We start from the raw sequence: 13,795 nt of genomic DNA, 5'->3' as shown, positions 1-13,795 counted from the left end.
CGAAGGTTTATCAGCGGTGGTCGAGCCGCGTCAACGGTCATCGAAACGGCGTGTGGTCTGCGGGAATGCAATGAGGGTCCACATCGCGGGAGCGATGTGGACCCTCATTGGTTCAGACCTCTGACGCCTTACTGCTGAGGCGCTGGCGGAGGCTGCTGCTGCCACCCCGCGGGCGGGACGGGGCCCTGGAGTTCGGGGTGCGCGGGCTGACCCGGCTGACCTGGCGCTCCGCCGTGCGGCTGCGGCTGCGGCGGACCGGTCTGGCCGGCCGTCGACTGCGCCTGGGAGGGCAGTGACTGCTGCCAGCCCTGCCCGGCACCTGGCGCCTGCTGCGGCGGATAGGGCTGCTGCGGCTGCCCACCGTACGGCTGCTGCTGCGGCGGGTAGGGCTGCTGGGGGGCGTACGGCTGCTGTCCGGGCGCCGGCTGACCCGGCATCTGCTGTCCCGGCATCGGCGGGGCGTACTGCGGCGGCGGGTTGCCGCCGTTCGACGTCCACAGCCCCTGCTGCTGCTGGGCGCGCGCGAAGTCCTCGGCGACGAGGGCGGAGAGGTGGAAGTACGCGTCCCGGGTCTTCGGACGCATCATGTCGAGGTCGACCTCGGCACCGGCCGACAGGTGTTCGTCGAACGGTACGACGACCACCCCGCGGCAGCGCGTCTCGAAGTGCTGGACGATGTCATCGACCTTGATCATCTTTCCGGTCTCACGGACCCCGGAGATGACGGTGAGGGAGCGCTGGACCAGCTCCGCGTATCCGTGTGCCGACAGCCAGTCCAGCGTGGTGGAGGCACTTGACGCGCCGTCGACCGACGGGGTCGAGATGATGATCAGCTGGTCGGCGAGGTCCAGGACCCCGCGCATCGCGCTGTAGAGCAGCCCGGTGCCCGAGTCCGTGAGGATGATCGGGTACTGCTTGCCCAGCACCTCGATCGCGCGCCGGTAGTCCTCGTCGTTGAACGTGGTCGAGACCGCCGGGTCCACGTCGTTGGCGATGATCTCCAGACCGGAGGGCGCCTGCGAGGTGAACCGCCGGATGTCCATGTACGAGTTGAGGTGCGGGATCGCGTGGACGAGGTCACGGATGGTGGCCCCGGTCTCGCGACGGACCCGGCGGCCCAGCGTGCCGGCGTCGGGGTTGGCGTCGATGGCGAGGATCTTGTCCTGCCGCTCGGTGGCCAGGGTCGCGCCCAGAGCCGTGGTCGTCGTGGTCTTGCCCACGCCGCCCTTGAGGCTGATCACCGCGATCCGGTAGCAGGAGAGCACCGGGGTGCGGATCAGATCGAGCTTGCGCTGCCGCTCGATCTCCTCCTTCTTGCCGCCCAGCTTGAACCGGGACGCGCCGGACGGGGTGCGGCTGCTCTTCGCCTTCTGCTTGCCCCGGACGAGCCGGTCGGAGGAGAGCTCGACGGCGGCCGTGTAACCGAGCGGTGCGCCGGGCACCGAACGCTCGCGCTGGTCGTGGGTGACCGGCGTGGGCCAGGCGTTTCCCGCCCGGGGGTCGGCGGGCGGGCCCTGCGGCGGGAGTTGCTGCGGGTACGGCTGGGGGGCGTGCTGCTGGTGCGGGCCGGGCTGGTGCGGGCCGGGCTGCTGCTGCGGCTGCTGCGGCGGAATCTGCGCGGGCAGGTTCGGGGCGGCCTGGGCCGGGGGCTGGGCACCCTGGGGGAACCCGTAACCGCTGGGCTGCTGGTGCGGCTGCGGCTGGTGCGGGGGCTGGGGTGCCGGCGGCGGCAGCGCCGCGCCCTGCTGCTGCCCGGCCCACTGGTGAGCCTGAGGTGTCTGCGGTGCTTGGGGCGCGGGGGGCGGCGGGAGCTGTGCCGGAAGCGCGGCTCCGGGCGGGGCCTGGTGGGGGTGCGGCTGCTGCGGGAACGCGGGTGCCTGCGGGCTCTGCGGGTCCGGGGCCGCCGGAGCCTGCGGGAAGCCGTAGCCGCCGGGCCCGCCGCCGACCGGAGGCGTCGGCGGCCACTGGGAGGCCGGCTGAGGTGCCACGGGCTGGGGCGCGGCGGGCTGGAACGACGGCGGCAGCGGCGGCAGTCCGCCCGCTGCCGGCGCGGGGGTCCAGGGAGTGGGCGCCGCGTCCGTGGGGGCCGCGGCGGGCGACGCGTCGGACGGGGCCGGGTCGGTGGGTACGGAGTCGGCCGGCTCGTCGGCGTGCGGGCCGTCGTCGGAACCGTCGCGGCTCGCGGAGCCCGGGGCGGCGTCGTCCACCTGTGGGAGACCGGGAGGCGCCTCGCCGGACTGTTCCTCCTCCGTCGAGGTGGAGGGCGGCGCGTCGGACGGCACGGCATCGGAAGCGGACGAGGACGATGCGGATGACGACGAGTCCAGGTCCTCCCCGGACCGGTCCTCGGGGGCGTCCATGTCGGCATCCGCGTCCGCGGCCTCGTCCCCGGCGGGGTCGACGGCGACGGCGGGACCCGAATCGGCCGCATGGCCCTCGGCCCCGTCGCCCGCCGAGGCAGCGGTCTCCGCGGCCTCGCTCTCCGCGATCTCCCGCTTCAGCGCGGCGGACGAGAACCGCATGGTCGCGCCGCTCTCCACATCGCCACTCCCGAAGGGATCCGGCGCACCGCCCGCGTCGCCCGCACCCGGGTGACCGTCGGCGGCACCCTGGACCGGTGCCGGGGGCGCCGGAGTCCAGTCGGAGTCGTAACCGCCCGGAGCCGGCAGGCCGGGCACGGACACCGGGGCACCGGTGGGCGGCGGGGGCGGGGCCAGGTGCGTTCCGGCGCCGCCCGACGAGTCGCCCGGCGCGTTCTGCGTGTACCAGGCGGGCGGGGTGTAGTCGATGGTGAACTCACCCGTCATCTCGGCGGGCTCCGCGTCGGACGACTCGTCGACGGGCTTGTTCCAGCCCCCGCGCATCTCGTCCCGATCGCCGTTCACTTTGCCTCCTGGTGTGGTCGAGCACCCTTGTGCCGTGGTGGGTGGGGGCGACCGTTCCCTCTCAGGTCCTGACCTGGTGCGAACCGCCCGGCTCTCCCCCCGGGGCGCGCGTTGCCTGCCCGCAGGTTCTTCTGCCGCGCCCGGACCCACCCTAATCGCCATCGGGCCCGCCACGGCAGGCCGTACGGCACCGCGACTGCTGTCCCGTACGTCACGTACTGCGCCCAAGTGGACTGAGTACGACCTGCGGTGAGGTGTAAAGCGGTCAAACCTGCACATCTGTACAGGGGAATCCGAACAATTCGTACACGCGGTGGTGGGCCGTCAGTCCATCCTGCGGGCACTGCCCAGCAGTCCCGATTCCGCATCGGTCGGCCGGAGCATCACGAACTGCCGGTCCTGCCGGGTGCACCAGAGGGTGACCCCGTCCGTCAGAGTCGACAGGGCCCGGGTCTCGTCGGAGCCCAGGGACATGAGCTGCCCGATCTGTCCGGCTTCGTCGGGAGACACCCGCTGAACGCCGACCACGGACGCCTTCTCCATCAGCCCGGCCGCCACCGGACTCAGATACGGCAGCAACGTCACCACCGACTGCCACGGACCCGACGCCACCCGCCCGCGCGGCGGCCTTATGCCGCAGTCCCGCACCACGACGACCGGCGATCCGGCCGAAGGGCCCTGCGGAGGCACCCGTCCCACCTCATGCAGCGCGATGCCGCAGCCGTCGCCGCCCGCCGCCCGCACCAGCCCGTCCCAGGCCGGGGCCCGCCCCGTCTCGACGACGATCCGGGCGCCGGTCGCCGCCGCCCGCAGCGCCAGCACCTGCGCCGTCCAGAGCCCTCCGATCAGCGTGACGTCATACGGAGTGGGCCGGATGATGCCGAGCACGGCGGGGCGCCCCTCGCCGTCCACACCGATCACCACCCCGTCGTCGCCGACCGGCAGGGCCAGCGACCCCAGCTGTTCCGGCCGGACCGTGTGGCGGGGCCGGCGCGGGCCGGCCGGCCCGAACCCCAGCCGGCCGCGGCGCCGTACGGGCAGGGACATCAGCGAGTACCTCCGAGGGGCAGGGTGGCGAGCAGACCGGGCAGCTGTTCACGGTCGAGCCGGACCAGCCGGGTCTTCACTCCACGGGCGGTGCGCTCCAACTCATGCCGAGCCGCCAGGAGTTCCCCGTCGTCGCGACCGGTGACGCGGACGTGGCCGGTGACCGTGACGTCCTGCCGGTCACCGTGTCCCAGCGTGAGGCTGAACGTCGTGGCCAGGGCAGGCACCGAAGTGAGCAGCGCGACGAGCTGGGGCAACGGGGCACCGCCCCCGCCCAGTTCCGGCCAGCGGCGCACCCAGTACGTGGTGTGCGGCCGGTCGTCGCACTGCCAGGTGCGCGAGGTCTCCCGGGTGCGGCGGACGGGCTCACCGTCACGGCCCGCCCGCGCCGTGGCCGACGGGCTCGCACAGGCGGACGTGGCGATCGCCGCACCCAGCTCCTGTTCCGTGAGCACCGTCGCGGTCAACCCCGCCCCGGTCAGCCTGCCGGCCAGTTGGTCGGCCACGCGCACCAGGCACTTCTGCGCGCCGGTGAGGCCGCCACCCCGTGCCCGTACGGCCTCCGGGCAGAGCTCCGGGGCCAGCTTCAGCGCGATCCAGGTGATCCGGACCGCGGGGGAGCCCGTTCCGGCCTGCAGGGGCGCGTAGTTGCGCGCCACGACCGACTGCTCCGGCAGATGCGGTGCGGGGGCCGGCTGGGTGTGCTGCACGACCTGCGCCGACTCCAGCCGGATGCCGTCGACGTCGAGCGCGTCCCGTACGAGCGTCAGGGGGAGCGGTCGAGCGGACCGGTCCGAGCGCAGCGCCGTACCGTCCGCGTCGATCCTGAGGACGGCCGTCAGATACGTACCGTCGCCGATCATGCCGACCGGGCGCCGGTCGTGACCCCCGAACGAGTGGGTGCGCAGCGCCGGTTCGCACTCGGTCAGGGGCGCGATGCCCGGTTCGGTTCCGGCGGCCGGTCCCGTCGACGCGGCCCTGCGGTGACGGGCCCGCAGCGCGAGCACCGCGTGCAGCAGTGCGGGAAGGGAACGGCGCCGGCGGCGCACGACGGCGAACACCACCAGCAGCGCGGCCGGCACCGAGGCCGGGGCCAGCAGCAGCGGATCCAGGACCCAGGCGCAGAGCAGCAGCGCCCCCGCGATCTCGAACAGGACGAGTTGGTGCAGCCGTAACGGCCCGATGGCCCCGGCCCGTCCGCCCCACCGCGCGATGCCCCGGCCCGGAGAGCCGGGCGCTTCGCCCCGAAGGGCTCCGGGAGGCCGCGCGTCCGGCACCGGAGCCGTCCGCGTCGCGGAAGCCGTCATCGCGGCACCCCCCGTTCATCCGGTCCGGCGCCTTCCGGCCCGGCCCGTGCCAGGCCCGTCCCGCCGAGGTCTCCGGCGGGGTGGATCACCCTACCCGGCCCGCAACACCCCTGGATCGACAGGCATAGTAGGGAGCCGGTCCGGCATCGGGGGTCCGGTACGGGACGCCGGCCGCGGTCGCCCCCGGTGCCGCGCCGTCGGACACGGGGAGACGGACGGACTCATGGCATCGCGGCGCGACGACCTCAACGCGTACACCTTCGCGAAGCGGCGCATGGTGGCGGCTTTCCTCCAGCCCTCGCCCACCGGTTCCGACGAGGGCGCCCCGCGCCCCCTGCGCGCCGTCCTGCCGGGCCTCGTGGCCGGTGCCCTGATCCTCGCGGGGTTCGGCGCCTACGGCATGTTCAGACCGGCCGCCCCCAAGGACTGGGACAGCCCCGGCACCAAAGTGATCGTCGGCAAGTCGTCGACCACCCGCTACGTGGTGCTCACCACCGGCACGGGCCAGGACCGCAGGACGCTGCTGCACCCGGTGCTGAACCTCGCCTCGGCACGACTGCTGCTGACCCCGCGGAACTACGGCGTCATCCAGGTCGACGACGACATCCTCGACGCGGGCACGCCCCCGCGCGGACCCGTCCTCGGCATCCCGTACGCCCCCGACCGGCTGCCCGAGGACGAGGACGCGGGCACCGCCAAGCGCTGGGCCGTCTGCGTGCAGCCCGGCAGCCGGGGGAACACCGTGCAGAAGGCCGCCTTCGTCCTCGCCGAACGCGACCACGGCCTGACCGAGGGCGCCGGCCGGCTCACCGGCGGCCAGGTCCTCTATGTCAGGGGACAGGACGGCACCCGCTACCTCGTCGACGCCCGCGGCACCAAGTACCGCGTCGACGAGACCGCGGCCGACCTCGGCCATCTGACCGGCGCCCTGGTCGGCGGCGCGCAGCCCCAGCCCGTCACCGACGACTGGCTGGCCACCCTGCACGACGGCAGCCCCGTCGCCTTCCCCCGGATCCCCGGCGACATCGGCGCCCCGGCCCGCGTCGAGGGCCACCTGTCCGCGCGGGAGAACCGCGTGGGCACGGTGCTGCGCACCAGGAACGGGGAGGGCACCGCCTACTACGTCGTGCTCGACGGCGAGGCCCGGCCGGTCACCGAGTTCACCGCCTGGCTGATCATCAACTCCCCGCAGACCGCGGCCCTCGACCAGGCAGGCGAGGCGCGTCCGGCCGGCCTCCAGGACTTCGTCCCCGGCTCCGAGCCGTTCGCGGGCCAGGCCGCGCACTGGCCCGCGCACCGAGCGGTCCGCGTCAACACCACCGATGCGGGCACCTCCGGCCGCGACACCGTGTGCAACGTGCTGCGCCGCACGGACGGCACGGGCCGCACGACGCTGAGCACCTGGGCCGGCCCCGCCTATCCCGCGCCCGTCGGCGCCGGCGGCACGAGCACGTACGTCACCCCGGGCAGCGGGCTGCTCTACACCCAGGTCCGGGAGGGGCAGACCAGCCCGGACGGATCACTCTTCCTGGTGACCGACACCGGACTGCGCTACGCGGTTCAGGCGAACGGGGACAGCGACGCCCGGCCGTCCGGCATCGGCACCGGCGGCGCGAAGGACGGTCCGGACGCGCGGCCCGAACCCGGCCAGGCACAGATCAGGCTCGGATACGGGAAGGTGACGCCCGCCCTCGTCCCGATCGCCTGGTCGGAGTTCCTCGCCAAGGGGCCCCGGCTCGACACCAACAGCGCCCGCAGTCCCCAGGGTTCCTGAAAGGACCGGGGCGGCGGAACACCAGTGGACACAGGCGGGGGAGAGAGCGGGATGCCGTACCGGAAGACGGTTCTGCTGGCGGCGGCAGCCGCCGCGCTGGGCACCCTCGCGGGGCCGCAGGCCGCGTACGCCGCCCAGGACCCGGAGGGCCTGCGCACAGCCGGCGTCGGCACGTGCGACTTCCCGATGAAGACCCAGTTCGAGGGCCGCCCGTGGCCGCTCCAGCGGGTCCTCCTCGACGAACTGTGGCAGGACACGCGCGGCAAGGGGATCCGGGTCGCCGTCATCGACACCGGGGTGGACGACGCCAACCCGCAGCTCAGGGACGCCGTGGACACCTCCGCGGGCATCGACTACACCGACGGCGGCGGGAGCGACGGGACCGTGGACGAGGTCGGTCACGGCACCAAGGTCGCCGGGATCATCGCCGCCCGCCCCCGCGGCGGCACCGGCTTCGTCGGGCTGGCCCCGGAGGCCACCGTCATTCCGATCCGCCAGAACGACGGGAGGCGGGGCGGCAAGGACAGCACGATGGCCGCCGCGATCGACCACGCGATCTCCGAGGGCGCCCAGGTCATCAACATCTCCCAGGACACCACCAGGCCACTGACCGCCGACTCCCTGCTGGGCCGGGCGGTGGCGCGGGCGGTGGAGAAGGACGTCGTGGTCGTCGCCGCCGCGGGCAACGACGGCATGGACGGCAGACGCCGGAGCACCTACCCCGCCGCCTTCGACGGCGTCCTCGCCGTCGCCGCGTCCGACCGCGACAACGAACGTGCCCCCTTCTCCCAGGCGGGGGAGTTCGTGGGGATCGCCGCACCCGGGGTCGACATCGTCTCCACCGTCCCGGGCAACGGCCAGTGCACCGACAACGGCACCAGTTTCGCCGCGCCGTACGTCACCGGGGTCGTCGCGCTGATGCGCGCCAAGTACCCGGACTGGACGTCGGCGCAGATCATCGCCCGTATCGAACAGACCGCGGAACGCTCCGTCAACGGCCGTGACCCGTTCGTCGGATGGGGTGTAGTCGATCCCGTCCGCGCGCTGTCCGGGGACGACACCCCGCAGGACGCCCCCCGTGCCGACCCACCGCCCGCCGCGGCCCCCGCCCCCGAGCCCGCGCGCCTGGCGATGTCGGATACCCCGCAGCAGCGCGACAAGCGGTACGCGACCTACGCACTGGCCGCGGCGGCCGTGCTCGTCGGTGCGGTGGCCGGCATCGCGACCGTGGCGCGCGACCTCCGCGGACGCCGGGTGCCGCCTCGCGGATGACCCGCGCAGCGGAGGCCGCCGACAGCCCGGACGTACCGGGACGAGGCGGCGAAATGGCTAGGGTGATCACGGACTTCACATGAGTGACGGGGGATCAGGGAACGGCCGGAGGCGTCACGCCGGAGCCGGCGCGAGCACCCCTGCCCCGCATCCCTTCGCGTACCGAGAGAGGACCCTCGCATGACCAACCCCGCGGGCGGTTTCGGACTGGCCGACGAGCCGGTCATCCAGGCCAGGAACAAGATCGTCAAAACCGCCGAGGCGGTCTCCACGCAGGCCAGGGAGCTCGCCGACATCCTCGCGACGGCCGGGGCGGGATGGACCGGAGCCGGCGCCTCCGGATTCACGTCCGCGCAGCTCGTGATCAACGACGACCACGACGAGATCCGCCGGCTGCTGAACGTACTGCTGCACGCGGTGGGCAGTACCAGAAACCTCAGCAACGCCAACGACGACGAGGTCCGCGCGGCCTTCAACGCGGTCAGGACACCGGCCTCGGCGGGCAACGCCTCGGGGCTCAACGGCCTCTAGGCCGACCCTCTTTCCCCCCGCAGCCGAGCCAGAGGAGAACCCGGATGGGGCACGACCCGCACACCAAGGTCAGGTACGAAAGCGTCCAGGAGATGGCGCACCGCATCCGCGTGGTGTCGCAGAACATCTGCCGCGACCTGGAGGAGATGGACGGCGCGCTCAAGGTGGTCACCGACACCTGGGACGGTGAGGCCCACACCGCGTACGTGATGCTCCAGAACAAGTACCGCGGCAAGGCCGACGACATGAAGGGCCGCCTGGAACACGTCGCGAGGATCATCGAGAACGGCAAGGACAACTACCGCGCCACCGACCTCAGGGCCTCACGCCTGTTCACCGAGGCGTACTGAAGACCCGGAACACCGCGTACAGCAGAGGGGCACGTTCACCCGAACGTGCCCCTCCCGCCGTACGGGGAAGCACGTTCCGGTGAACGTGCCCCGCCCCGCCCTACGTCAGGTCGAACTCGCCGTCCCGGGCGCCCAGCACGAACGCACGCCACTCGGCCTCCGTGTACCGCAGCACGGTGTCCGGGTCCAGCGAGGACCTCATCGCCACCGCCCCGCCCGGCAGATGCGCGATCTCGACGCGCTCCTCCGCCTCCTCGGTCCCCGGCGCACTCAGCCATTCCACCCCCGAGATGTCGAGTGCGTACAGCTCGTCCTTCTCCGCCTGCGTGCCCATGGTCAAGGGTTCCTCTCCGTACGTGGCTCTGCACGGCACCGTACAGGCACGGCCCGGGCCTTTGGCCCTGTCCGCGGTTCCCCTGCGAACGGCCCCTTTTCTGTGCTCCGGTGACGTCGCGCGACCGGCTCAGGGCCGCTCGGGAAGCCGGCCGGTCTGCACCAGCGGATGGCCGCGCCGCCGGGTGGCGAAGTACCCGCGCCCCGGCGGCATCGGATGACCGCGCACCGCCCCGATGAGGTCTCCCTCGGCCGCGTTGCCGGACAGCACCACCCCCTGGGCCCCCAGCTCCTTGATCCGCTGCATGAACGTCTCGTACATGGCACGCGAGGCCCCCGCCGAACTGCGCGCGATGACGAAGCGCACCCCGGTGTCCCGGGCGAACGGCAGGTACTCCGCCAACGGGGCCAGCGGACCGCCCGCGCCCGTCGCCACCAGGTCGTAGTCGTCGACGACGATGAAGATCCGCGGACCGGACCACCAGCTCCGGTCCCGCAGCTGCTGCGGCGTCACGTCCGCGGGGGGCTGCCGCCGGGCGAAGACACCGGCCAGCGCCTCCATGTGCGTGCCCAGGGCGTCCGCCGTCGGCGCGTACTCCAGCAGATGGCTCTCCGGCAGCGCGCCCAGCAGTCCCCGCCGGTAGTCCCCGACGACGAGCTTCGCCTCGTCGGGGGAGTAGCGCTCGGCGATCTGCTTCGCGATCAGCCGCAGCAGATTGGTCTTGCCCGACTCGCTCTCCCCGAAGACCAGGAAGAACGGATCGGTGTCGAAGTCGACGAACACCGGTTCAAGATCCGTCTCGGCGATCCCGATCGCGATCCCGCGGTCCGGGAACTCGAACCCCTTCGGCAACCGCTCCGCGGGCAGCCCGAGCGGCAGCAGCCGTACGGGAGGTGCCGGCGGGCCGGGCCAGTTCGACCGCACCGCCCCCACGAGCGCGGCGGTCGCGTCGGCGAGACCCGCCGCGTCGGTGGCCGAGTCGACGCGCGGCAGCGCGGCCATGAAGTGCAGTTTCTCCGCCACCTGCCCGCGGCCCGGCACCCCGGCCGGCACCAGACGGGCGACCTTCCGGTCGAACTCCGAGTCCATGACGTCACCGAGCCGCAGTTCGAGCCGCCCGAGGATCTGGTCCTTGAGCCCGGCGCGCACCTCCATGTACCGCGCGGCCGAGAGCACCACATGGACTCCGTAGCCGAGACCGCGCGCGGCGATGTCCGTGACGACCGGCTCCAGCGACTCGTACGCGGTCCGGAAGGCGCCCCAGCCGTCGATGACCAGGAACACGTCCCCCCACGCCTCACCGGGCAGTTCACCGAGCGCGCGCATGCGCCGGTACGTGGCGACGGAGTCGATGCCCCCGGCGCGGAAGAGCTCCTCGCGCCGGGCCAGCACCCCCGCCACCTCCGCGACCGTGCGCCGCACCCGCTCCGGATCCAGCCGCGACGCGATCTGCCCCACGTGCGGCAGCTCCGACAGCGGGGCGAGCCCGCCGCCACCGAAGTCGAGACCGTAGAACTGCACCTCCCACGGGGTGTGCGTGAGCGCGAACGACGCGATCAACGTCCGCAGCAGCGTGGACTTGCCCGACTGCGGGCCGCCGACCACCATCAGATGCCCCGCGGCCCCCGAGAAGTCCCGGTACAGCACCTCGCGCCGCTGCTCGAACGGCTTGTCGACCAGACCGAGCGGGACCGTCAGCCCACCGGGCCGGGTGTACCCCGTCGCGGTGAACCCACGACCCTCGGCCGGCGCGAGCCCCGGCAGCAGCTGGTCCAGCGCCGGAGCCCGGTCCAGCGGCGGCAGCCATACCTGATGAGCCGGCACCCCCTGCCCCTCCAGCCTCCGTACCACCACGTCGAGCACGGTGTCGGCGAACACGTCCTGGCGCACCGGCCCGGCCGGCACAGCGTCCCCGCCGCCCTCCGCATCCGCCGACGGCACCGGCAGGGCACGGAACAGCGCCGCCCGTCGCACGGCCGGCACCTTCCCCGCAGCGGGGGCCGGAGCGCCCGTCCGGTGGGCCCCCGACACGTACGCCGCCTTGAACCGCGTCATCTCCTGCGTGCCGGACGTGAGATAACCCGATCCCGGCACCGGCGGCAGGTGGTACGCGTCCGGCACCCCCAGCGCCGTCCGCGACTCCGCGGCCGAGAACGTCCGCAGCCCGATCCGGTACGAGAGGTACGTGTCCAGACCGCGCAGCCTGCCCTCCTCCAGCCGCTGCGAGGCCAGCAGCAGATGCACGCCCAGCGAACGGCCGATGCGGCCGATCTGGATGAACATGTCGATGAAGTCGGGCTTCGCGGTGAGCAGTTCGGAGAACTCGTCGATCACCAGCACCAGCGAGGCCAGCGGTTCCAGCGCCGCACCCGCCGCCCGGGCCCGCTCGTAGTCGTGGATGCCCGCGTAGTTGCCCGCCGAGCGCAGCAGCTCCTGCCGGCGCTGGAGCTCACCGCGGATCGCGTCGCCCATCCGGTCGACGAGCGCCAGGTCGTCGGCCAGGTTGGTGATGACCGCGGCCACGTGAGGCAGCCGCGACATGCCGCTGAACGTCGCCCCGCCCTTGAAGTCCGCGAGCACGAAGTTCAGCGTCTCGGAGGGGTGCGTGACCGCCAGCCCCAGCACCAGCGTCCGCAGCAGCTCCGACTTGCCGGAACCCGTCGCGCCGACGCAGAGCCCGTGCGGCCCCATCCCGTCCTGCGCCGCCTCCTTGAGGTCCAGCATCACCGGCAGCCCGTCCTCGCCCACCCCGATCGGCACCCGCAGCCGCTCGGAGGCCGGACGCGGCCGCCAGGTGCGCGCCACGTCGACCGCGTCCGCGTCGCCGAGGTTCAGCAGCTCCGTGAAGCCCAGGTCGGACAGCAGTGGTTCACCGTCCTTGCCGCCGCCCGTCCGCAGCGGCGCCAACTGCCGGGCCAGCGCCTCGGCCGCCGGCAGCGAGAGGCCGTCCGGCACGCCCTCGTACACCGTGTCCCCACCCGACTCCATCCGCAGCCGTCCCGGCCGCACCATCACGGTGAGCCCCCCGCGGGGAGTGGCGGGCTCACCTCGCACCACCTCCACGACGGTCACGCCCTGCAGCCCCTCGGGCGCCACCAGCACCGAGTCGGGCGCCGTCCGGCCGCCGTCCAGCACCACCACGACGTGCGGCTGGTCCGGCAGCGGCGCGCTCTCCCGGCCGAACCGCGGCCGCCCCTCCAGCCGGCCGTCCAGCAACGGCTCCAGAGCGGCCGGGTCGGCGGCGAACAGCCGCTTCGAACCGGCCCCGTCCGCCTGACCCGGCACCTGCGTGTGCGGCAGCCACTTCGTCCAGTCCCAGCGCGCCACCGCGTCGGGCCCCGCCACGACGGCGACCACCAGGTCGTCGGGCGCGTGCAGCGTCACCGCCTGGGCCACCATCGCCCGCACCACCGACTGCGCCGACTCCGGCTCACCGCACACCGTCACCCGGTGGAACCCCCGCAGCGGGAACGCCACCGGCAGCCCGTCCAGTGAGCGGTGCACGGCCAGGAACCGCCGCAGCGCGCCCGCGCACACCGGCTCCGGATCATCGGCCGGATCGGTGTCCGGCCCCGACAGGGGCGTCGACAGCCCCTGCACCCCGAGCCCGATCCGTACCTGGCCGAAGTCCTGGTCACCGGCCCGCCGTTCCCACACCCGGGCGCCTTCCGCCACCACCGACCACAGCTGATCGGGGCCGGGATGGAGATACCACTGCGCGTCGCGCTGGGCGCGCGCCGTCCGGCGCACCGTACGCCGGGTCTGCGCCAGATACGCGAGATAGTCGCGCCGGGCATCCACCAGCTGCCCCTGCGTCCCCCGCCGGTGCCGGACCAGCTGGGCGACCACCATCGCGACCGTCGACACCAGCATCAGCACACCCATGATCCGCATGAACGGCGGTGCCTGCGGCGAGAAGAAGAACACCACCGACGAACCCATGCCGAGCACCGGCAGGACCTGCATCAACAAGCCCTCGCGCTGCCCGCGCGGCAGCAGGGGCGGGGCCTTCAACGTCAGCCCGTCCGTCGGGAGTTCCGGCGGCAGGGCCCGCGGCGGTCGCTTCACGACGATCTGGCTCACCGGTGCATCAATCCCTCGGTACGGACGGGCCGGAGGCCGGGCGGACCCGCACCGGCGCCCCCGTGGCTGCCTCCGCCCACGGACTGGCCTCCGCGCGACCGCGATCCTACTTCCCGGACTCCGGCGCGGATTCCGGGATTCACCCCTCCCGGTAAGGTTGCGCCCGCATCGTGCGCGACCGCGGATCAGGTGGTGCGCAACCGCGGAGCGGG

General features: G+C 73.4%; 9 protein-coding genes. 4 read left to right on the top strand and 5 right to left on the bottom strand.

Going from position 1 to position 13,795, the window contains the following annotated elements:
- Positions 1 to 128: 128 nt before the first annotated feature.
- The 3 genes from ACFYPA_RS07535 to eccE all read right to left on the bottom strand — a co-directional run bounded on the left by ACFYPA_RS07535 (position 129) and on the right by eccE (position 5,239).
- Entirely contained in the window at positions 129 to 2,885 is a 2,757-nt protein-coding gene (locus ACFYPA_RS07535; RefSeq protein WP_389130455.1) for an SCO5717 family growth-regulating ATPase, read from the bottom strand.
- Positions 2,886 to 3,209: 324 nt separating this feature from the next.
- Positions 3,210 to 3,932 carry a hypothetical protein gene (locus ACFYPA_RS07530; protein ID WP_389130452.1) on the bottom strand — a complete coding sequence of 241 codons (723 nt, stop codon included), beginning with the start codon at positions 3,930 to 3,932 and terminating at the stop codon, positions 3,210 to 3,212.
- Complete coding sequence (gene eccE / locus ACFYPA_RS07525; RefSeq protein ID WP_359077738.1) at positions 3,932 to 5,239, bottom strand: type VII secretion protein EccE; 1,308 nt, start codon at positions 5,237 to 5,239, stop codon at positions 3,932 to 3,934. The genes ACFYPA_RS07530 and eccE overlap by 1 nt, the downstream gene beginning before the upstream one ends.
- Positions 5,240 to 5,462: 223 nt before the next feature.
- Between eccE and eccB the strand changes: the two genes are divergently transcribed.
- The 4 genes from eccB (at position 5,463) to ACFYPA_RS07505 (ending at position 9,166) form a co-directional block, all read left to right on the top strand.
- Positions 5,463 to 7,013 carry a type VII secretion protein EccB gene (gene eccB, locus ACFYPA_RS07520; protein ID WP_389130449.1) on the top strand — a complete coding sequence of 517 codons (1,551 nt, stop codon included), beginning with the start codon at positions 5,463 to 5,465 and terminating at the stop codon, positions 7,011 to 7,013.
- A 51-nt stretch (positions 7,014 to 7,064) separates the two neighbouring features.
- Positions 7,065 to 8,285 carry a type VII secretion-associated serine protease mycosin gene (gene mycP / locus ACFYPA_RS07515; RefSeq protein WP_389130446.1) on the top strand — a complete coding sequence of 407 codons (1,221 nt, stop codon included), beginning with the start codon at positions 7,065 to 7,067 and terminating at the stop codon, positions 8,283 to 8,285.
- Between the two features lie 180 nt (positions 8,286 to 8,465).
- A complete protein-coding gene (locus tag ACFYPA_RS07510; RefSeq protein WP_359077744.1) occupies positions 8,466 to 8,816 on the top strand; it encodes a hypothetical protein in 351 nt (116 codons plus the stop codon).
- Positions 8,817 to 8,860: 44 nt separating this feature from the next.
- Positions 8,861 to 9,166 (top strand): WXG100 family type VII secretion target, encoded by a 306-nt coding sequence (locus ACFYPA_RS07505; protein WP_359077746.1) that lies wholly within the window; start codon positions 8,861 to 8,863, stop codon positions 9,164 to 9,166.
- Between the two features lie 100 nt (positions 9,167 to 9,266).
- Here the strand turns inward: ACFYPA_RS07505 and ACFYPA_RS07500 are convergent, their stop codons facing one another.
- The gene (locus ACFYPA_RS07500; protein WP_148021251.1) at positions 9,267 to 9,500 is read right to left on the bottom strand and encodes a DUF397 domain-containing protein; all 234 of its coding nucleotides are present in this window, start codon (positions 9,498 to 9,500) and stop codon (positions 9,267 to 9,269) included.
- A gap of 129 nt (positions 9,501 to 9,629) precedes the next feature.
- On the bottom strand, positions 9,630 to 13,583 hold the full coding sequence (gene eccCa, locus ACFYPA_RS07495) for a type VII secretion protein EccCa (protein WP_389130441.1): 3,954 nt from the start codon (positions 13,581 to 13,583) through the stop codon (positions 9,630 to 9,632).
- Between the last annotated feature and the right edge of the window lie 212 nt (positions 13,584 to 13,795).

The sequence above is a fragment of the Streptomyces sp. NPDC005775 genome (assembly GCF_042871565.1).
Classification (GTDB): Bacteria; Actinomycetota; Actinomycetes; order Streptomycetales; family Streptomycetaceae; genus Streptomyces.
Note: the sequence above shows the minus strand (reverse complement) of the source record. Positions and strands in the feature narration are given on the sequence as shown.

Bases quoted from the DNA above. Each gene is read 5' to 3' on its own strand.
- ACFYPA_RS07530 (WP_389130452.1), bottom strand. From the start codon at position 3,932: ATGTCCCTGCCCGTACGGCGCCGCGGCCGGCTGGGGTTCGGGCCGGCC.
- eccE (WP_359077738.1), bottom strand. From the start codon at position 5,239: ATGACGGCTTCCGCGACGCGGACGGCTCCGGTGCCGGACGCGCGGCCT.
- eccB (WP_389130449.1), top strand. From the start codon at position 5,463: ATGGCATCGCGGCGCGACGACCTCAACGCGTACACCTTCGCGAAGCGG.
- mycP (WP_389130446.1), top strand. From the start codon at position 7,065: ATGCCGTACCGGAAGACGGTTCTGCTGGCGGCGGCAGCCGCCGCGCTG.
- ACFYPA_RS07510 (WP_359077744.1), top strand. From the start codon at position 8,466: ATGACCAACCCCGCGGGCGGTTTCGGACTGGCCGACGAGCCGGTCATC.
- ACFYPA_RS07505 (WP_359077746.1), top strand. From the start codon at position 8,861: ATGGGGCACGACCCGCACACCAAGGTCAGGTACGAAAGCGTCCAGGAG.
- ACFYPA_RS07500 (WP_148021251.1), bottom strand. From the start codon at position 9,500: ATGGGCACGCAGGCGGAGAAGGACGAGCTGTACGCACTCGACATCTCG.